Source organism: Bordetella tumulicola, from assembly GCF_054779135.1.
This window is the reverse complement of the sequence record NZ_BAAGYU010000009.1, coordinates 78,243-97,373: the sequence shown is the minus strand read 5'-3', so window position 1 is coordinate 97,373 and position 19,131 is coordinate 78,243. Positions and strand designations below refer to the sequence as shown.

General features: G+C 60.9%; 19 protein-coding genes. 11 read left to right on the top strand and 8 right to left on the bottom strand.

Features of this window, described 5'->3' with window-relative positions:
- Positions 1 to 64: 64 nt before the first annotated feature.
- From ACYVDM_RS16830 to ACYVDM_RS16815, 4 genes are read left to right on the top strand one after another with little or no spacing between them, the layout of a single operon-like run.
- Complete coding sequence (locus ACYVDM_RS16830) at positions 65 to 1,054, top strand: Bug family tripartite tricarboxylate transporter substrate binding protein (protein WP_415793217.1); 990 nt, start codon at positions 65 to 67, stop codon at positions 1,052 to 1,054.
- 44 nt (positions 1,055 to 1,098) lie between these two features.
- Entirely contained in the window at positions 1,099 to 2,229 is a 1,131-nt protein-coding gene (locus tag ACYVDM_RS16825; protein ID WP_415793218.1) for an NAD(P)/FAD-dependent oxidoreductase, read from the top strand.
- On the top strand, positions 2,222 to 2,530 hold the full coding sequence (locus ACYVDM_RS16820; RefSeq protein ID WP_415793219.1) for a (2Fe-2S)-binding protein: 309 nt from the start codon (positions 2,222 to 2,224) through the stop codon (positions 2,528 to 2,530). The genes ACYVDM_RS16825 and ACYVDM_RS16820 overlap by 8 nt, the downstream gene beginning before the upstream one ends.
- Positions 2,527 to 3,981: an FAD/NAD(P)-dependent oxidoreductase gene (locus ACYVDM_RS16815; RefSeq protein WP_415793220.1), complete on the top strand. Its 1,455-nt coding sequence runs from the start codon at positions 2,527 to 2,529 to the stop codon at positions 3,979 to 3,981. The genes ACYVDM_RS16820 and ACYVDM_RS16815 overlap by 4 nt, the downstream gene beginning before the upstream one ends.
- A gap of 31 nt (positions 3,982 to 4,012) precedes the next feature.
- Here ACYVDM_RS16815 and ACYVDM_RS16810 read toward each other — a convergent pair whose 3' ends face one another.
- Positions 4,013 to 4,822, bottom strand: a complete 810-nt coding sequence (locus tag ACYVDM_RS16810; protein ID WP_415793221.1) for a hypothetical protein — start codon at positions 4,820 to 4,822, stop codon at positions 4,013 to 4,015.
- Between the two features lie 182 nt (positions 4,823 to 5,004).
- Between ACYVDM_RS16810 and ACYVDM_RS16805 the strand changes: the two genes are divergently transcribed.
- On the top strand, positions 5,005 to 5,586 hold the full coding sequence (locus ACYVDM_RS16805) for a TetR/AcrR family transcriptional regulator (protein ID WP_415793222.1): 582 nt from the start codon (positions 5,005 to 5,007) through the stop codon (positions 5,584 to 5,586).
- Positions 5,587 to 5,625: 39 nt separating this feature from the next.
- Here ACYVDM_RS16805 and ACYVDM_RS16800 read toward each other — a convergent pair whose 3' ends face one another.
- Positions 5,626 to 6,558, bottom strand: a complete 933-nt coding sequence (locus ACYVDM_RS16800; RefSeq protein WP_415793223.1) for a PhzF family phenazine biosynthesis protein — start codon at positions 6,556 to 6,558, stop codon at positions 5,626 to 5,628.
- A 122-nt stretch (positions 6,559 to 6,680) separates the two neighbouring features.
- Positions 6,681 to 7,385: a GntR family transcriptional regulator gene (locus ACYVDM_RS16795; protein WP_415793224.1), complete on the bottom strand. Its 705-nt coding sequence runs from the start codon at positions 7,383 to 7,385 to the stop codon at positions 6,681 to 6,683.
- 104 nt (positions 7,386 to 7,489) lie between these two features.
- Here ACYVDM_RS16795 and araD point away from each other — a divergent pair, with 104 nt between their 5' ends.
- From araD to ACYVDM_RS16775, 4 genes are all read left to right on the top strand, one after another.
- Positions 7,490 to 9,223: an L-arabinonate dehydratase gene (araD, locus tag ACYVDM_RS16790; protein WP_415793226.1), complete on the top strand. Its 1,734-nt coding sequence runs from the start codon at positions 7,490 to 7,492 to the stop codon at positions 9,221 to 9,223.
- A gap of 51 nt (positions 9,224 to 9,274) precedes the next feature.
- On the top strand, positions 9,275 to 9,994 hold the full coding sequence (locus ACYVDM_RS16785; RefSeq protein WP_415793227.1) for a ribonuclease activity regulator RraA: 720 nt from the start codon (positions 9,275 to 9,277) through the stop codon (positions 9,992 to 9,994).
- Between the two features lie 140 nt (positions 9,995 to 10,134).
- Complete coding sequence (locus ACYVDM_RS16780; RefSeq protein ID WP_415793228.1) at positions 10,135 to 11,124, top strand: Bug family tripartite tricarboxylate transporter substrate binding protein; 990 nt, start codon at positions 10,135 to 10,137, stop codon at positions 11,122 to 11,124.
- 159 nt (positions 11,125 to 11,283) lie between these two features.
- Positions 11,284 to 11,772 carry a VOC family protein gene (locus ACYVDM_RS16775; RefSeq protein WP_415793229.1) on the top strand — a complete coding sequence of 163 codons (489 nt, stop codon included), beginning with the start codon at positions 11,284 to 11,286 and terminating at the stop codon, positions 11,770 to 11,772.
- A gap of 60 nt (positions 11,773 to 11,832) precedes the next feature.
- Here the strand turns inward: ACYVDM_RS16775 and ACYVDM_RS16770 are convergent, their stop codons facing one another.
- Both ACYVDM_RS16770 and ACYVDM_RS16765 read right to left on the bottom strand, forming a co-directional pair.
- A complete protein-coding gene (locus ACYVDM_RS16770; RefSeq protein ID WP_415793231.1) occupies positions 11,833 to 12,669 on the bottom strand; it encodes a class II glutamine amidotransferase in 837 nt (278 codons plus the stop codon).
- Positions 12,670 to 12,801: 132 nt separating this feature from the next.
- Positions 12,802 to 13,224 carry a VOC family protein gene (locus tag ACYVDM_RS16765; protein WP_415793232.1) on the bottom strand — a complete coding sequence of 141 codons (423 nt, stop codon included), beginning with the start codon at positions 13,222 to 13,224 and terminating at the stop codon, positions 12,802 to 12,804.
- A 182-nt stretch (positions 13,225 to 13,406) separates the two neighbouring features.
- On the opposite strand from ACYVDM_RS16765, the gene ACYVDM_RS16760 reads away from it, so the two are divergent.
- Positions 13,407 to 14,453 (top strand): NADP(H)-dependent aldo-keto reductase, encoded by a 1,047-nt coding sequence (locus ACYVDM_RS16760; RefSeq protein ID WP_415793233.1) that lies wholly within the window; start codon positions 13,407 to 13,409, stop codon positions 14,451 to 14,453.
- 61 nt (positions 14,454 to 14,514) lie between these two features.
- Here ACYVDM_RS16760 and ACYVDM_RS16755 read toward each other — a convergent pair whose 3' ends face one another.
- A complete protein-coding gene (locus ACYVDM_RS16755; protein ID WP_415793234.1) occupies positions 14,515 to 15,237 on the bottom strand; it encodes a haloacid dehalogenase type II in 723 nt (240 codons plus the stop codon).
- A gap of 169 nt (positions 15,238 to 15,406) precedes the next feature.
- Here ACYVDM_RS16755 and ACYVDM_RS16750 point away from each other — a divergent pair, with 169 nt between their 5' ends.
- Positions 15,407 to 17,020 (top strand): thiamine pyrophosphate-binding protein, encoded by a 1,614-nt coding sequence (locus ACYVDM_RS16750; protein ID WP_415793235.1) that lies wholly within the window; start codon positions 15,407 to 15,409, stop codon positions 17,018 to 17,020.
- 88 nt (positions 17,021 to 17,108) lie between these two features.
- On the opposite strand, the gene ACYVDM_RS16745 is transcribed toward ACYVDM_RS16750, so the two are convergent.
- Complete coding sequence (locus ACYVDM_RS16745; protein ID WP_460475429.1) at positions 17,109 to 18,119, bottom strand: Ldh family oxidoreductase; 1,011 nt, start codon at positions 18,117 to 18,119, stop codon at positions 17,109 to 17,111.
- 27 nt (positions 18,120 to 18,146) lie between these two features.
- A complete protein-coding gene (locus ACYVDM_RS16740) occupies positions 18,147 to 19,076 on the bottom strand; it encodes a hydroxyacid dehydrogenase (RefSeq protein WP_415793237.1) in 930 nt (309 codons plus the stop codon).
- Between the last annotated feature and the right edge of the window lie 55 nt (positions 19,077 to 19,131).

Below are 19,131 nucleotides of genomic sequence, written 5' to 3'. Positions count from 1 at the left end.
CGTCCCTACTATTTAAGCACACTCCCCCAAACGTAGGCGGGAGACAAAAAATTCAGGGGAATACATGTTACGCATCAACGAACGCCTCGCTTGCCTCTTGGCTTTGGCAATCCCGACACTTTGTGTCGCCCCTATCGCACAAGCCGCAGAGAGCTGGCCGGGCAGCAAACCCATACAACTGATTGTGCCCTATGCAAATGGTGGATCGACCGATCTTGTCGCACGGCAACTGGCTGACGCCGTCAGCAAGAAAACCGGCGGACATGTGATCGTAGAAAACCGCGCTGGCGCCTCGGGCATGATCGGCTCGTCATACGTGCACCGTCAACCTGCTGACGGCTACACGCTGTTGTTAGGTACGGTCACCAGCCACGCCATCGCCCCCAGCGTCACCGCGAATCTCCCGTATGACATCGTCAAGGATTTCACGCCGATCACCACGATCGGCACCATTCCCGATCTGATTGTGGTCAACCCCAATTTAGGGGTAAGCAATTTAAGCGAGTTCATTAAGCTGGCCCAGTCACGCCCGGAAGAGATTTCGTATGCGTCGGCGGGAACGGGCTCCTCTAGTCATCTGGGTGGGGCTTACTTCGCGGCAGAAGCGGGGTTGAAACTGAATCACATTTCTTATCGCGGATCGGGCCCCGCACTGATCGATGTGCTGGGCGGGCATGTAGACATGATGCTCGACGTGGTCATGACGTCGCTTGAACCCGTCAAAGCGGGCCGCCTGAAAGCCTTGGCCGTGACGTCGAAAGAACGCTCTGCGTTGCTACCCGATGTACCGACGGTACAAGAATCCGGTATCGCGGGATTTGAAGCCATCATCTGGTTCGCCCTATTCGCTCCCGCCAACATGGACCCAGCGTTACAAACACGTATCGCACAAGCCTTCGATGAAACCATTCAAGAGCCGCAGATGAAAGAACTCCTGCTGCGTCAAGGCATCACAGCCACAGGCACGGGTCCCGCAGCCCTGGCCGAGACAGTGCGCCAGGACACTGAGAAGTGGCGCGACATCGCCCAGAAGGCGGGAGTCAAGCCTCAGTAAGTGACGTCGTCTGCGGACCGCAAGATCGATTGACCGGAAGAAAAATGCAGCAACAACAGAAAAAAATGCCAGCCATTTACGACGTCATCGTCGTAGGTGGCGGCCTAGTGGGCGCAGCGATTGCCTACGGCCTACGAGCACATGTCGGCACGATGGCGGTATTGGACGAGGACGACACCGCGTTTCGAGCCTCGCGCGGCAATTTCGGCTTGGTTTGGGTGCAGAGCAAAGGCATGGGGTTTCCTGCTTACGCCCGCTGGACGATAGCCTCGCAGCAACGTTGGCCGGAACTGGCTGAAAAACTGCAGACACTGACGGGTCTAGACCTGCATCTCGAGCAGCGCGGCGGCCTCAACATTCTCCTGAGCGAGGAGGAAGTACAGGCCCGCAGCGCATTCATGCAGAAACTGCATGCGCAGTCCGGCATGCCCCACTATCCCTATCGCATATTGGACCGACATGAAACGGCAGCGCTGATGCCTGGTATTGGCCCGGATGTGCGTGGCGCAAGCTGGACCCCCGTAGACGGCATTGTCAATCCCCTTAAACTCCTGCGTGCACTGCATATTGCATTCGATCGCTTAGCTATCGACTATCGGCCATTACACCCCGTATCCCGCATCACCGCGTCGGACAATGATTTCAGGTTAGAGACTCCACAAGGCACATTGCGCGCGCGCAAAATCGTACTCGCCTGTGGCCTGGGCAATCAAATTTTGGGGGAACAAGTCGGTATCAATATTCCCGTACGCCCACAAAGGGGGCAGATACTCGTGCTGGAACGTACTCGCCGGTTGCTGGACCTACCCTTGGTCAGTTTGCGACAAATGGACGAAGGCACGTGGCTAGTAGGGGATTCGCAAGAAGAAATGGGCGTTGACGACCGAATGACCAGCTTGCCGGTGATGGCCACGTTGGCCGAACGCGCAATACGTACGCTTCCCGCATTACGTGACGTGCGCATGGTGCGCTCCTGGGCCGCATTGCGTGTGCTTTCTCGGGATGGCTTTCCCGTGTACACGCAGTCGGCGTCTCACCCTGGTGCCTTTGCCGCCACCTGCCACAGTGGCGTAACGCTAGCCGCCGCCCACGCGCTGCAACTGGCGCCCATGATCGCCCGTGGCCACATCGACAACACACTCGCTGACTTTTCCCCCCGGAGATTCGATGTTTAAACCATCGCCAGAGGCATCGCGCCCCGTCGCGTCAACACCTGTCACGTTCACCTTCGACGGTACACCGCTACAGGCTGCACCTGAAATCAGCGTTGCCGCGGCACTTTTTCTACACGGTGTCGACGCCTGTCGTGACACCCCCGCCGGCAACGTGCCACGTGGCCCATTTTGCATGATGGGCGTGTGCTACGACTGTCTCGTCACGATTGATGGCCGCCCCAATCAACAGGCTTGCATGACCCGCGTCTGTGAAGGGATGCGAATCACACGTCAACAGGGTGCTCGTGAGGTTCAAGCGTGAACACTGTCTCGACAAAATCCCCGGATTGCGAACTACTGATTGTGGGCGCTGGCCCCGCGGGCCTCGCTGCGGCAGCACAAGCTGCCGAACTGGGTATTGATGTGTTGCTGTTAGATGAACAGCCCACGCTAGGCGGCCAGATCTACAGAGCCATTACTTACACCCCCCTGTCCAAGCCCGAAGTGCTAGGCGCCGACTATTGGCACGGCACGACACTCGTAGAGACCTTCCAGCGCTGCGGGGCTCGCTATCAGCCCAATGCCACGGTCTGGGCCATGGTTCCCTTAGAGGATAACGCCGGCTACGAAATCGGCTATTCGATTGGCGGAAATGCACAGAAAATCAACGCTCGCAGCGTATTGTTAGCCACGGGTGCACAAGAGCGTCCTTTCCCGGTGCCTGGTTGGACCTTGCCCGGCGTGATGGGAGCCGGCGCCGCACAGATCCTGCTAAAACAAGCGGGTGCTATTCCTGAGGGCGGGCTGGTGCTGGCCGGAGGCGGCCCACTCCTGTACTTGCTGGCCTGGCAATACCTGAACGCCGGCGCACGGATCGATGCGCTGCTCGAGACCGTACCCAGCGGCCGATTAAAGCAAGCACTGCCGCATGCTTGGGACTTTTTAAGATCGCCATACCTACGCAAAGGCCTACAGTTAATGCGTAAGGTGCGTGCACAAATCCCCATCGTGCGCAACATAGAGGCGCTAGAAGCGATAGGCCAAGAAGGCAGGCTGGCAACCGTGCGTTATCGCGTCGCAGGTAGCGCCGACATGATCGACTTGCCGACCCGCTATTTATTGCTGCATCAGGGCGTGGTGCCGAACCCCAATTTAAGTCGCGCCCTGGGTCTGGCTCACGATTACGACGCGGAGCAGCTTTGCTGGCACACGCGTGTGGATGAATGGGGTGCATCGTCGTCGGAAGGCGTGTTTGTCGCGGGCGATGCTGTAGGTATCGCCGGCGCACTGGCGGCTGAACACCGAGGTCGGTTATCAGCCCTGGGCGCCGCGCGGCAATTAGGCCGTATCAGTCAAGCACAACGCGATGACGCCGCCAAACAGGCACGCGCAGCCCTGTACCGCGCCTACCGCGGTCGCCGCTTTCTGGATACGCTGTATCAACCTACGAAAGCGATGCGTCGCCCCCAGGGCGACACGATTGTCTGTCGATGCGAGGAAGTCACTGCCGCACAAGTGCGCGAAACAGCCCAGTTAGGTGCAACTGGCCCAAACCAAATGAAAGCCTTCTTGCGTTGCGGCATGGGCCCTTGTCAAGGGCGGTTCTGTGGGTTGACCGTCAGCGAACTCATTGCCGAGGTACGAGAGGTCCCTGTTGCCGAGGTCGGTTACTACCGTCTGCGTTATCCCACTAAGCCACTGACCCTGGGGGAAATGGCCTCCATGCCGCAGACGGACGCCAGCCGAAAAGCGGTTATTCGGATCAAAAAATAGCCCTTGGCAATGGCCGGCCTGCGATGCGATGCTAGCGGCGTGAAATTCTTTTCCCAAAGATGATTACCACCGTAATCGACATCGAAGCCACCAGTGCAACCCCCAATGCCGTATGTGCTGTCAGGTGCTCGATGGCATTTGCCAGCACCGCGCAGAATCCGGCAAGACTGATCGTTCCAAGTAGCGCTGAATGCAGCATGGCGACAACGCTCGCGGCGCCCATCTTCTGGTGGATGGTTACCGCGACGACGGTATAGCCGATGGGGAACGCGAGTAGTAGTCCGGCCCCTGTCGATCCGAGTAGATGATGTGCGCTCGTCACAACGGCAACCAGTATGCCGGCAAGAATGCCTCGCACGATGAGTAGGCCAAGTCCTGCGCTTACCCTTGTCGAAGCCTCAGGCACAATGAACCGCCGGCCTATACGCCGACAAACCCCGGTTGCCACGATGAACATGAAGACGCCAACGATTGGTTGTGCTGGCAGAAACTGGAGTACGAGCGCGGCCACCAGCCAAGCCCCCACGGCGTATGCCAAGCACACCCACGGCGGTTGTTTTCCTGCCATCGCAATGTAGGCCAGCACGAAGAACTGCGTGGCACACAACGAAAGCAAGGCATACGACGCAGCCTGCGCGACGAACGCCGTTGGGGTCTGTGCTGCCAGGAAATAGAACCCTGGCCCGAGAATAATCGGAAGCCCCGCCAATGCGCCACCAACCACCGGACCAAAGGCGCCCACCGCCCAAGAAACAGCCATCACGACAAATGCCGTGGTGAGCATTCTTACGGCGAGCGCATCCAGTGGTATGTCGAAGAAAAGCGTTCCCATCGTCGTCATGCCTTGTGCCCAAGAGACCGCAAACTGGCAATACGGTGTTTGTCCGCCTCAATGCGAGGCATGGGTGCACCTGGCACCAGCGTCTTCTACAGCGAGACGATGAACGATCTGATTGTTCTTGACGCTCCAGAAGCTGCATCGTACATTATTTGGAACGATCATTCCAATTAGGCGGGATTGCCATGCGTACCAAAGCGTTCGAGCCTGACGAGATTGCTGATGCCGCCATGAAGATCTTCTGGCAGCGTGGCTATGCCGCGACCTCGATTCAGCATCTCGTCGAGGGCACCGGCCTGTCGCGCAGCAGCCTTTACAACACATTCGAGAACAAGCAGGGGCTTTATCAGCAAGCGCTTCACCGTTATCTGGCCATGACCACCGCTAATGTGGCATTGGTGTCTAGCCCGGGCGCTCCCAAGGATCTGATCAGACAATTGCTGATGCGTATCGTCGAGGACGAGTTGGACGACCCGCAGCGGCGCGGCTGCTTGGTCGCCAATGCCACACTGGAGCTGGCAGGCCAGGACGATGCGGTTGCCGAGCTGGTGGCGTATAACTTCCAGCGGTTGCAAAAAGCGTTGGAGAAACTGATCCAGCGGGGACAGCAATCGGGTGAACTCGCCGCCGGCAAGAGCCCGCGAGCGTTAGCCCGGTTCTTCGTCAACACCATGCAGGGGCTGCGGGTGTTAAGCAAAGGCAGTCCCTCACAGCAACGCCGCCAGTGCTTGCTGGACGTGGTCCACGTGGCGCTCGATACGCTGTAGCCGTTCATCGACCTGACGTGCAGCGCGAGCGCCTGGGGCTTAGTGTTGCATCGGTACCTGCCGCGGTTCTACCGCCAAGAGGACACCTTCCATCACTATCACTGCCCCGCCGGCAACACCTGCCCATACACCATCAGAACGCGGCTCGGCATGCGCCAGAAGCAAACTCGCACGCCCCATATCTACACCCTGCCCGACCCGTAGGCGCAATATGCCATCGTCGCGTAATGCCGCGCGCAGCGCAGTGGCCGCAGCCGTCGCGCTACCCGTGGCGGGATCCTCGGTCATTCGACCGGTGAACATCCGGGCCTGTATATCCGTCGGACTGTCCGTGGTGTCTGAACTCGTGTCTGTGGTGTAAGCGTAAATTGACTTCGCGCCATCCAGCGGAAACAAGGCCGCATAGCCACTGGCATCCGGAGCGGCACGTCGCAGCGCATCGCGACTCGCGAGCTGAACCACCAAAAACGCGAGACCTACGGAAACCACTTGAGGAGCGTGCTCAGAGACGTCGATATCCGACACATCCAGCCTCAGCGCATGCGCCACCGCCTCAGCCGATGCCTCACTACCGCGAGATAGCGGCTCCGGCGCCAACAACTCAGCCCCTTCAACACCCTTCGCACTCGTCACGAGCGACAGCCGCACTAATCCCGCGGCCTCTTCAAATACAAACTGATCGGGTACCGTCTGGCCCGCCAACGCCAACTCGCGCGCTAGCACCACCGCCGTGCCCACATTCGGATGACCTGCGAACGGTACTTCGCGGTCTGGCGTAAAAATTCGAACCCATGCCGTGTGTTCGGGGTCCTTAGGTGGCAAGACAAAACTGGTCTCGGAATAATTGAACTCCCGAGCAATCGCCTGCATCTGTTCGGTGCTCAAGCCCTGAGCATCCAATACCACGGCCAGGGGATTGCCGCCATAGGCTTGGCTGGTGAATACATCGGCAGTAACGTAGCGGTAGTGCATGCGGTTGTCTCGCTGGATTGGAACAACGGATCAATATATTGGGAACGATTGCACTGCGATAGATACAGGCGTCCTGAATTTGCACCGTAACAGCATCGCGCATGCCCAGATCGCAAAGCACCCTACTCTACCCGTACGTAATCCGGATAGCGCTCGCAGATTTCTGTGATCTGGCTCAAGGTCCCCGACAAATGCTCACGCAGTGCAGCCTGGGCGCCGGCCACGTCTTGCTGAGCGATGGCGTCGACGATGCGCTGATGATCGCGCAGGATGCGATCGACTTTACCGGCCTCGGGCAGATGCAAACGACGCAGTCGATCGACGTGGCCGCTATAGCGTTGCTCTAGCTCCCACAACGCTCCCACGCCAGCGGCCAGATGCATCTCTTGATGAAAAGCCTGATCGGCGGCCATAAAAGCGGGATGGTGCTCTGCGCCACGATTGGCTTGCTGCACATCGATGTGTGCTTGCAGCCTGTCGATCAATGCCGGATCGTCACGCTCGGCGAGCATGCGCACGATTTCCAGCTCTAGGGATCGGCGCAGAAAATGCGCCTGGCGAGCTGCGGCAATATCGATACGGCTGACCGCTGTCGTGTGCTGTGGATAAATGTCGACGAGCCCTTCGTCGCGCAATTGGCTCAGCGCATCCCGAATCGGCGTTTGGCTCAAGCCAAAAGCCTCGGCCAACTCGGCACGCGCCAGCGGCGCGCCGGGCTGTAGCTCCATCGACACGATCAGGTCGCGCAGCTTTTCAAATACCTGCGGCGCCGCATGACGGGAGCGGTCCAATCGCAGGTCGGCAGGCAGCGTTGACAGCTGAATCATAGGCGGATTAATAACGTGAATAGGCCGGATTGTACCGGTCATGAGGTTCATTGACGTACTAATATATTAGTGTTTTAATCATCAAAACACCACCGGAGACTTGCATGACCCGCTCTTATAAAGACTTGCGCAGTGCGCGCTGGATGGCACACGACGACCTGCGCTCGTTTGGCCACCGCTCGCGCATGATGCAAATGGGTTATGGCCCGCAAGACTGGGCCGACCGTCCGATCATCGCCATCATCAACACCTGGTCGGATCTCAACCCCTGTCACAGCCACTTCAAGCACCGCGTCGATGACGTCAAGCGCGGCATTCTGCAGGCGGGCGGCTTTCCGGTGGAGCTCCCTGCGATTTCCGTGTCGGAATCGTTCGTCAAACCCACCACCATGCTCTACCGCAACTTTCTGGCGATGGAGACCGAAGAACTGCTGCGCAGCCATCCGGTGGACGGTGCCGTGTTGATGGGCGGCTGTGACAAGAGCACGCCTGGATTGCTGATGGGCGCCTTTAGCGCCAACCTGCCCTGTGTCTACCTGCCGGCCGGCCCGATGCTGCGCGGCAACTGGAAAGGCAAAACCCTGGGCTCGGGCTCCGATGCCTGGAAGCTCTGGGACGAACGCCGTGCCGGCAACATCACCAAAGCGGACTGGACCGAGGTCGAAGGCGGCATTGCGCGTAGCTACGGCACGTGTATGACGATGGGCACAGCCAGCACGATGACGGCGATTGCCGAGTCCATCGGGATGACGCTGCCCGGCGCATCGTCCATCCCTGCGGCCGATGTGAGCCACATGCGTATGTCCGCCGAATGCGGCCGCCGTGTGGTCGAAATGGTCTGGGAAGACCAGACGCCGCAAAAAATCCTGTCGGTCGCTTCGTTCAAGAATGCCATCAATGTCGCCATGGCCATGGGCTGCTCGACAAATGCGATCGTGCACTTGGTCGCCATGTCGCGCCGCGCGGGCTGTGCCGTGGATCTGGCGGATTTCGACGAAGCAAGCCGCAAGGTGCCGGTGATTGCCAACATCCGTCCCAGCGGCGACAAATACCTGATGGAAGACTTCTACTACGCGGGCGGCCTGCCAGGCCTGATGTCGCGCCTGGCGAAAGATCACCTCGACCTGTCGGCCATGACGGTTTCCGGCCGCACATTGGGCGAGAACATCGAGGGTGCCGACGTGTACAACGACGACGTGATTCGCCCGCTGGACAACGCCATCTATGACGAAGGCGCGCTGGCCGTCCTGAAAGGCAATTTGGCGCCTGATGGCTGCGTGATCAAACCCAGCGCCTGCGCTCCGCAATTTCTGCAACACACGGGTCCGGCCCTGGTGTTCGACGACTATCCCAGCATGAAGGCCGCGGTCGACGACGAGAACCTCGACGTCACCGCCGACCACATTATGATTCTGCGCAATGCCGGCCCGCAGGGCGGCCCTGGTATGCCGGAATGGGGCATGCTGCCCATCCCGACCAAGCTGGTCAAACAAGGCGTGCGCGACATGCTGCGTTTGTCTGACTCCCGGATGAGCGGCACCAGCTACGGCGCCTGCATTCTGCACGCCGCTCCCGAGTCATACATCGGCGGCCCGTTGGCGTTGGTACGCACGGGCGATCTCATCACGGTGGATGTCCCCGCTCGCAGTATTCATCTGAATATCAGCGACGAGGAAATGGCGGCACGCCGCGCGGCGTGGACGCCTCCGCCCAAACGCTATGAGCGTGGTTACGGCTGGATGTACTCCCAACACATCTTGCAGGCCAATGAGGGCTGCGATTTTGATTTCCTGGAAACAGGCTTCGGCGCGCCAGTGTCTGAACCCAGCATTTTCTAACGCGTCCCGTCTGTTCCCTCGCCATTGCATCCAACCTGATTCGAGACATTCATGAGCACCTTATCCGATACCGCCCGCGCCCGCCTGTCGGCCGTCAGCACCGCCACACTGTGCACTGCCTTGTTCAAGCGCGGCCTGCGCAATCAATTCATCCAGGACGTGCATCCGTTGAATCCCAGCCTGCCCAACATGGTGGGCCCGGCTTTCACGTTGCGCTATATCCCCGCTCGCGAAGACCTGAACACGATCAAGGTATTTGAAGACCGCGGCCACCCCCAGCGCGTGGCCGTAGAAACCTGCCCCGAAGGCGCGGTGATGGTGATCGACAGCCGCAAGGATGCGCGTGCCGCGTCGGCCGGCTCCATCCTGGTCACCCGCCTGATGAAGCGCGGCGTGGCCGGTGTCGTCACGGATGGGGGCTTTCGCGATTCGCCCGAGATCGCCAACCTGGACATCCCGGCCTATCACAACCGTCCGTCGGCACCGACCAACCTGACACTGCATCAGGCCCTGGACATCAATGCCCCTATCGGCTGCGGCGACGTGGCCGTTTTTCCCGGCGACATCGTGGTGGGTGATGGCGAAGGCGTGGTGATCATTCCCGCGGACATCGTCGAAGAGATCGCCGACGAAGCCCACGAAATGACCGCCTTCGAAGACTTCGTTACCAGCGAGGTCCAGGGCGGGCGCAGCATCCTGGGCCTGTATCCGCCCACCGACCCGCAAACCCGCGAGCAGTTCACAGCGTGGCGGACAAAAAACGGGCGTTAAAGGTCCGGAAGATTTTTTTACGGTGAAAACGGCGTGGCCTTGCGATGAGCAACCCACGCTTTTTTTTACTCGAGTAGGCCCCATCGGGGCAACAGCAAACCCTCGAACGCATCAATAACAATCTTTACAGAGACAACGCCATGAATCCGATCCGACGCCGCCATCTGGCATTGACCTTGGCCGCAGCCACCCTGGCGGCCTGCGGCTTGCCCGCCCATGCCGCAGACTGGCCCGCCGACAAGCCCATTTCCTATGTTGTGCCCTTCACGGTAGGCGGCTCGACTGACGTAGTCGGTCGCCTGTTGGCACAAAAACTGGGCGAACGCCTCAAACAAAACGTCATCGTGGAAAACAAACCCGGCGCCGCCGGTGCGATCGGCGCCACCTATGTGGCCAAAGCCGCGCCCGATGGCTACACCCTGTTTGGCGGCACGATCAGCACGCATGCCATCAACGCCAGCCTATACAAGAACCTGCGTTATGACCCGGTCAAGGATTTCGAGCCCGTCTCGCTGGTCGCCACGCTGCCAAACGTGTTGCTGGTGGATCCCAATCTGGGCGTGAACTCTGTCGCCGAACTGATTGAGGTGCTCAAGCGCGATCCCGCCAAGCGTACCTTCGCCTCATCGGGACCCGGTACGTCGACCCACTTGGCCGGTGAGCTATTCGCCGACAAGATCGATATCCCCCTCACCCATATTCCCTACAAGGGCACGCCGCCCGCCATGGTGGACGTATCCTCGGGCGCCGTGACCTTTATGTTCGACCAGATGACAGCCGCCCTGCCCTTGCTCCAAAGCGGCAAACTCAAGTTGCTGGCCGTCACCACACCGGAGCGCATTGCGCTGGCGCCGGATACCCCCACGATGGAAGAATCCGGCGTAAAAGACTTCAAGATGGCCTCCTGGCAAGCGGTGTACGCCCCCAAAGGCACGCCCAAGGCCATCGTTGACCGCCTCTCGCAAGAGATCGCCGCCGTCCTGCAAGAACCCGACGTCCAGGAAAAACTGGGCAAAACCATGGGCATGCAACTGGTAGGCAGCAGTCCCGAAGCCCTGCGCGACCTGATGGCCACCGAAATCCCGCGCTGGGCTGAGGTCGTCGAGAAATCCGGAGCTAGCGTCGACTAAGCAGGAGCAAGGGCGCGGCCGATTTTTTTGTGCCGCAGCCCTTAAAAGTACCGGTCCGACAAAAAATATCCATCGCACTTGTCGATTTGGGTCAGCCTCAACCGTCGTGAGAATAGAGCGCCCTGCCATTGTGGCGGGCGCACTTTTCAGGAGCCCCTCATGGCCACCGTAAAACCGATTCCCGATGGTATGTATACGCTGACGCCCCACCTGATTTGCGACGGAGCGGCCGAGGCGATTGATTTTTATGTCAGGGCCTTTAACGCGGTAGAGCTGGCCCGTTTGCCGGGCCCGGACGGCAGGATCATGCACGCGATGGTGCAAATCGGAGACTCCAAGGTCATGCTGGCCGACGCGTTTACCGAATGCGGCGCCATGAGCCCCAAAGGGCTGCAGGACTCGCCGGTGTATCTGCATCTCTATGTCGAGGATGTCGACGCGGCGATGGCCCAGGCGGAAGCCGCGGGCGGCAAAGTAACCATGGCGCCGATGGACATGTTTTGGGGAGATCGTTACGGGCAGTTGACCGATCCCGTGGGCCATCGCTGGTCAATCGCGACGCACACGCAAGATCTGACGCCCGAACAGATTCAGGAAGGCATGAAGGCCTGCTTCGCCCCGAACGAAGGCGGCCAGGCGCCTGCCTGATCCGACATCCCCCCATCAGTCTCGCGGTATGGGGGGCGTGGCGCGTGGACGTCCTGACGCTTACAACCCGCCTGGCACAAAGGGGAAATAGTTGACCTCCCCTTTGTGCGCGATGATTGCGGTGGCCTCGGGCACCTCTTGCCAGACGCCCGGCAATTCGGTCAGCGGTTCGGATAGCAACATGTACGTATCGTCCCCCAATGCGGCAATGCGTGGCTCGTCGGGATATAGGTGCTTCAGATGCCGCACATCGGTGTTGTGGAATAAGGTTCGCGAATTGGCTTCGCTCGAATAGCGCACCGCGATCAGCCGTTCACCATCGAGAATGCACACCGTCATGTTCAGGGGAGATTCGACCGCGTAGCGATGCCCGACCTCTTCGACTGCAGCTGCCATGCGCTCCAGTGCCGGCAGCGGATCCTTTTCCAAACCAAAGCTCAAGGCCAGCAGGAACATCACTTCGGAATCGGTGGAACCCTCCAGTGAAAGAAAATATTGGGGGTCCACCTGCATCAGCAAGTCACGCCGCAGGAGGGGGTAGTTCCGAATCGAGCCATTGTGGACGAATAACCAGCGATTATGGCGAAACGGATGACAGTTCGTTTCCTGAGCGGGGGTATCCGTGGCCGCGCGGATGTGCGCCACGAACAGCGGCGACTTGATGGCGCGAGCGGCCTCTCGTAGATTGCGATCATTCCACGCGGGATGAATACTGCGATAACGAAATGGCATTTCATTCGGATCACGGCCATACCATCCCACGCCAAAACCGTCTCCATTCGTCGTCGTGGCCCCCAAGCGCGAGTGCAGACTCTGATCGATCAGCGAATGCTGGGCCTTGAACATCACCATATCCAACTGCAAGGGATTACCGGAATACGCCATCCAGCGGCACATAGCATGCTCCTGCGAAGTCGTTCGTATTATTTATAAGGAATACTAATCTGCGACCAAGGCCCTAAAGGCCCCCACGCCGCGCCTTCGGCGTTTTTGCCTTGGGGCGGCCCGGCGGCAAAAAAGGGCCCGCCATCATTCCTGCGGCAATGCCTGCGGGTTCCAGGCAACCTCCCATAAGTGTCCATCCGGATCCTGAAAATGCCCTGCATAGCCACCCCAAAACGTGTCTGCAGCGGCTTTGAGAATCCGGCCGCCAGCCGCGCCCGCCTGCTGCATCACCAGATCGACCTCGGCTTTGTCGCTCACATTGTGGGCGAGCGAAAACTCCGTCGCACTGCGGGGCCCTAATTCCAGACCGACTTCATGCGCCAGACTCGCGCGTGGCCAGAGCGCCAATATCAACCCGGGTTGCATTTCAAAGAATGCAACCGCGCCATGCTCGAACTCGGTACCGACAATACCGGCCGTCGATAAGCCCAAGCCATCCCGATAAAACCGCATGGCACGGTCCAGATCATCCACACCCAAAGTGATAAAACTGACGCGAGGTTTCATTCTGGCTCCATAGTGTGCAAACGACAATCCCTGCGCCAGGCCTTCGCAAATGCAGAAACTTGCCCGGCAAGGACCATCAATGACCAGCGTTCGACAACGCCGAAGAAACATCACCTATTAAATCACTCTGACACACGCAGGAGTAAGATCGATCCGTTTTCTTCTCTACTCGGAGCTTTTCCTTGAAATACCGAAAACTTGGCCGCACCGACACCGAAGTCAGCCTGATCGGCCTGGGCACCATGACCTGGGGCGAACAAAATACCGAAGCCGAAGCCCACCAGCAACTGGACTACGCCCTAGAGCGCGGCATCACGCTGGTCGACACGGCGGAAATGTATCCCGTGCCACCGAAAGCCGAAACGCAGGGCCGTACCGAAACCTATATCGGCACCTGGCTCGCTAAAACAAAACGTCGCCAGGACATCGTGCTGGCCAGCAAAGCCGCCGGCCCCGTTCGCGACGCCAAGCGTCCGGGCCACATCCGTGACGGCAAGACCTTTCTGGATCGCAAGAATCTCACCGAGGCCCTCCACACGAGCCTCAAACGTTTGCAGACCGACTACCTGGACCTGTACCAGTTGCACTGGCCCGACCGCAGCACAGCCACCTTTGGCCGCGGCTACCCCTGGTTCACCGACGAATACACGGTACCCGTCCAGGAAACGCTCGAAGTCCTGCAGGATTTCGTGCGCGCCGGCAAAGTCCGTCACATTGGCGTATCAAACGAAACTCCCTGGGGTGTCGCACAGTTTCTCAAGCACGCGGAAAACCAGAATCTACCGCGCATCGCCACCATCCAAAACCCGTACAGCCTACTCAACCGCACCTACGAAACCGGCCTGTCCGAATTCAGCCACCTGGAACAAGTCAGTTTGCTCGCCTACTCCCCCCTGGCAATGGGCGTGCTCTCGGGCAAATACCTGAATGGCGCTCGCCCCGAAGGCGCGCGAATGACGCTATTTACGCGTTTCACGCGCTATAGCAACGAGCAAAGCGAAGCGGCCACAGAGCAATACGTGAAATTGGCACGCGATCATGGTTTATCACCGACGCATCTGGCCCTGGCCTGGGTTAACCAACAGCCCTCCGTGGTCAGCAACCTGATCGGCGCCACGACGTTGGAGCAACTCAAGGAAAACATCGACAGCGTCGACGTGACCTTGTCCGACGAGATACTCAAAGCGATCGACGCGATTCACGCACAGCACCCTAACCCTGCACCTTAAGGTTATCGGGCGACGCTCAGTCATCCTCAAGGTGCATGGAGTGTCGCCCCGCGGCTGAGGGTCAGCCTAACAACTGATCCGCCAACGCGGCAAAATCCTCGACGACCGCGTCCCAATCCTGCTGAGCTTCCAAATCGGTGGTTTGCTGTGGCCCATGCTCGGTCGCGCGGCGCACAAAAGCGGTCTTCAAGCCGCACTGACGAGCGGCAGCCAAATCGTTGTTGTGGGCCGCTACCATGCAGATTTCGTCAGGCGCCAAACCCAGTACTTCGGCGGTGCGCAGATAGGCTTGCGGCGTGGGTTTGTACGCTTGGGCGACTTCCGCTCCTAAAATAGCATCCCAGGGCAGGCCTGCTCGCTTTGCCATATCCAGCATCAGTCGGATATTGCCATTAGATAACGGCGCAATGATGTAGCGTGTTTTCAGGCGAGTGAGACCCGCCACGGCATCCGGCCAAGGGTCTAACTTGTGCCAGGCGAGGTTCAACCCGTCCAACGCCGTCGGCGGTATCTCATTTGGATCAATGCCCAATTCGCGAAGTGCTTTTTCCAAGTTTTCGCGATGCAGCACATCCAGCCGCACAAAGGGACGCGACCCGTTGCGCACCGGCTCCATGGATGGCCCATATTGCCGGCGCCACGCATCAGCCAACGCCAAAGGCTCTACGCGTCCCTGTCCATACTGTGCCAAAAATGGCGCGGCGTCGCGAGCCACGCCGCTGCGCCAATCGACGACCGTACCGAATACATCGAAGACCAACGCCTGAACCTTGTCCCATGCCATGATGCCTGCCTCCATTCAATCAAAATCGATAAATACGCCGCATCGGAAGATCATAGGATAATCGGGTCTTCAGGCGATACCCTGTCTTGAATATCCACCGCACGGTGATCAAGGATCACGGCCAGGAACACCAGTGTCATACTCAGGTTGATAGACCAGGAGTTTTTCGATGACGGTTTCTTCTCGCGGCGCCGATGCGCTGGCGCGCTCTATCAAGGCGGCAGGCATCAGCCGTCTGTTCACGCTATCGGGCAATCACATCATGCCCGTCTTCGATGCGGCGCTGTCGGCCGGCATCGAACTGGTGCACGTACGCCACGAAGCCGCGGCCGTGCATATGGCCGACGCATGGGCACGCCTGACCGGCGAGCCCGGCGTGGCACTGGTGACGGGCGGCCCGGGCCATGCCAATGCGGTGTCCGCGCTATACACCGCGCAGATGTCCGAATCGCCCGTGGTGCTGTTGTCGGGTCATGCGCCCAATGGACAGGCCGGTTGGGGCGCGTTTCAGGAAATAGACCAGGCCGCCATGGCGGCGCCTGTGACCAAGGCGTCGTGGGCGGTAGGATCCGCGGCAGCCATGGCGACCGATTTTGCGCGAGCGTGTCGCGTCGCGCGCAGCGGCCGGCCCGGGCCGGTGCATCTGAGCCTGCCCACTGATGCCCTGGAGCATCCCGCCGACGAAGCGCTGCCTGACGCGCGCGACTACGCGCCGATACTGATGCCGTTGGATGCCGGGCAAACGACCGCCCTGGTAACGCGGCTAAGCAAGGCCCAGCGGCCCCTGGTACTGGTGGGACCGACCGGCCTGACCGATGCCGGGCGCGCTCGCGTAGCGGCGCTGCAACAGGCTTGGGGCATACCCGTCGTCGCCACGGAAAGCCCGCGCGGCGCCAACGACCCGGCGTTGGGGGCCTTTGCGCCGATACTGGCGCGTGCCGACTGCGTGCTGCTGCTGGGCAAGCGCCTGGACTTCACCTTGCAGTTCGGCAAGGCCTTCGATGTGGCCTGCGAATTTATACAAATCGACGCCGATGCGCATGAATGGACGCGCACACGTCGCGCTGTGAGCGAACGACTACAGGAAACCCTGCTGGCCGACAGCGTCACCGCCCTGGAAAGCCTGGCGCAACGGTCCTTGCGCGGCACGCCGGACTGGTTGGCGCAGGTAGAAACCGCGCTTGCTTACCGCCCGCCCGCCTGGCGCGAAGCCGTCGGCAATGGCGCTGGCCTGCATCCGGCCGAGCTGTGCCGTGCGGTGCAACAGGTGCTGGATTCGCACGATGATTCGGTGCTGATCTGTGATGGCGGCGAGTTCGGCCAATGGGCCCAAGCCTGCCTGCGCGCGCCGCACCGTGTCATCAACGGCGCGGCCGGTGCCATCGGCAGTGCCTTGCCCATGGCGCTGGCCGGCCGGTTGGCGCATCGCGACGCACCGGTGGTGGCCATGATGGGCGACGGCACGTTTGGCTTTCATTGTGCCGAGCTGGATACAGCGGTGCGCTACGGCCTGCCGTTCATCTGCGTGGTAGGCAACGACGCGCGCTGGAACGCCGAATACCAGATCCAACTGAATAGCTACGGCGCCGAACGCCTGGTGGGCTGCGAATTGCTGCCGACTCGCTACGATCGCGTAGCCGAAGGCTTCGGCGCCCATGGCGCGTGGGTGACGGAAGCGGCCGCGCTGGCGCCCGCCTTGCAGACCGCGGCACAAGCCAGGCTGCCCACCTGTGTCAACGTGGCGCTAGCCGGCCTGCCCGCCCCGGTGGTGCGGCAAGGCTGACGCGCGGCGCCCGGTGTGACGCTGACGATAGCGGGAATGCGCGCTGTTTAGTGCACGTCTTTCTAGAAGTAATCGGAGGCGTGGCAGACTAAGCCTGCCCCGTCGCCAACTCGCGCAACTGCGCCAACAAGGTATCCGGAATCTCGACGCCCTGTTCGCCGGCCTGCTTCTGCAAGCCAGCACGGCGCGCACCCGGCAAACGTACGTCGCTGTCAGCCAACATGGCGGCTACTAGCGTTTCCACGCGCTCCAGATACACGTCGCGCCCGGCCAGCGCCCCCGGGTCGATGACCAGGAACGCCTGGCCGATGCGCGCCTGATTGCCTTGCTCCGAAAAAAACGAATCCGCCTCGAAACCGAAATGCGCACCCGTCAGCGCACAAGCCAGCAGTTCGACGATAAGCGCCAGCATGGCCCCTTTGACGCCGCCCATGGGCAACATGCTGCCCGCCAGGCCGGCCTTGGGATCAGTGGTAGGGTTGCCTTGGGCGTCCAGCGCCCAGCCCAACGGAATCTCGTGGCCCTCGCGCGCGGCCACCATCAGCTTGCCGCGCGCCACTTCGGACAGAGATAGGTCGATGATCAGCGGATCGGCGTCGCGGCGCGGGAAGGCCGCGGCAATGGGGTTGGTGCCGAACAGCGCACGCTTGCCGCCCCAGGCCGGCATGGCTGCGGGCGAGTTGCCCAGCGCCAGGCCGACCAGCCCTTGCCGCGCCAGCGCGTCCAAATGATAGGCAGCCACACCAAAATGATGGCTATTGGTGACACCCGCGAACGCCACCCCATGCGTCTGCGCGCGCGACACGGCTTCGTGTACCGCCAGGGCGCAGGCGGGGAAAGCCAATCCCGCGCCGGCATCAATCAGCACCGCGCCGCCGCGCTGTTGCGCAATGTGGGGGACGGCATCGCCCACGGCGCGGCCATTGCGCACATGTGCCGCATACGACGGCACGCGCGACACACCGTGCGAGGCCAAGCCCTGCGCGTCGGCATAGACCAACGCGCGCGCCGTGCTGTCGGCCATGTCAGGGTGGGCGCCAGCGCCACGCAGCGCGGCGCCGGCCAGATCATGCAAGGACTTCAGATCTACGGTTGCCATGGAAGACTCACAAGGAAAGAAACAGGCTCAGCGGCCTTGCAGGGCTTGCGCGACGCGTTGCGCCACCATGCTGGAGACACGCGTATTGGCTTCCTGAGTCAGGCCAGCGATGTGCGGCGTCAGCACCAGATTGGGGGCATCGGCCAGCGGGCCGTCGGCGGGCAAGGGCTCGTCCTGGAACACGTCGATGGCCGCGCCACGCAGGTGACCACTACGTAGCGCCCGGGCCAGCGCTGCCTCGTCGACGATGCCACCGCGCGCGGTATTGATCAGCACCGCGCCGCGCTTCATCGCGGCCAGTCGATCGGCATTCATCAGGTTGCGCGTGGCGTCGGTCAGTGGAATATGCAGGGTCAGCACATCGGCGCGGGCCAGCAGGGTGTCCAGCGCCAAGGGCTCGACGTCCGCCTCGCGCCAAGCCGGGTCATCGTCGCGCAGCAAAGGATCATGGGCCGCAACCCGCATGTCCAGCCCTTGCGCCAGGCGCGCCGTCAGGCGGCCGATGCCGCCGAAACCCACGATACCCAGCGTGCGAGTTTCGGCCTCCAGCCCGTTGGACAAGTCGGTGCGCGGCCAGGCGCCGGCCGCCACCTGGGTACTGTGATGATACGCGCCACGCAGCAGCAGCAGCGCCGCTGCGATCACATACTCGGCGACGGCACGTGCATTGGCGCCGGTGGCGGGCAGCACGGCAATGTCGCGCGCCTGGCAGGCCGGCACATCGATGTTGTCCAGGCCTACACCCAGGCGGCCTACCGCCTTGAGCTTCGGGCCGACCGCCAACAGGGCGGCATCGACCCGGGTGCGGTTGCGCACGATCAGCGCATCGGCGCTGGGCAACGCGGCCAGCAGCGCGTCGCGCCGGTCAACCAGATCAGGTTCGTAACGCACGTCGAAATCGGCGCGCAGCGCGGCAATGGCCGCTTCGTCCATGAACTCGGAAATGAGAATGTGCATCGGGCTTCTTCAATGGAAATGGGGCCGGGCCGATCGATACCGGCCCGAGTGGAAA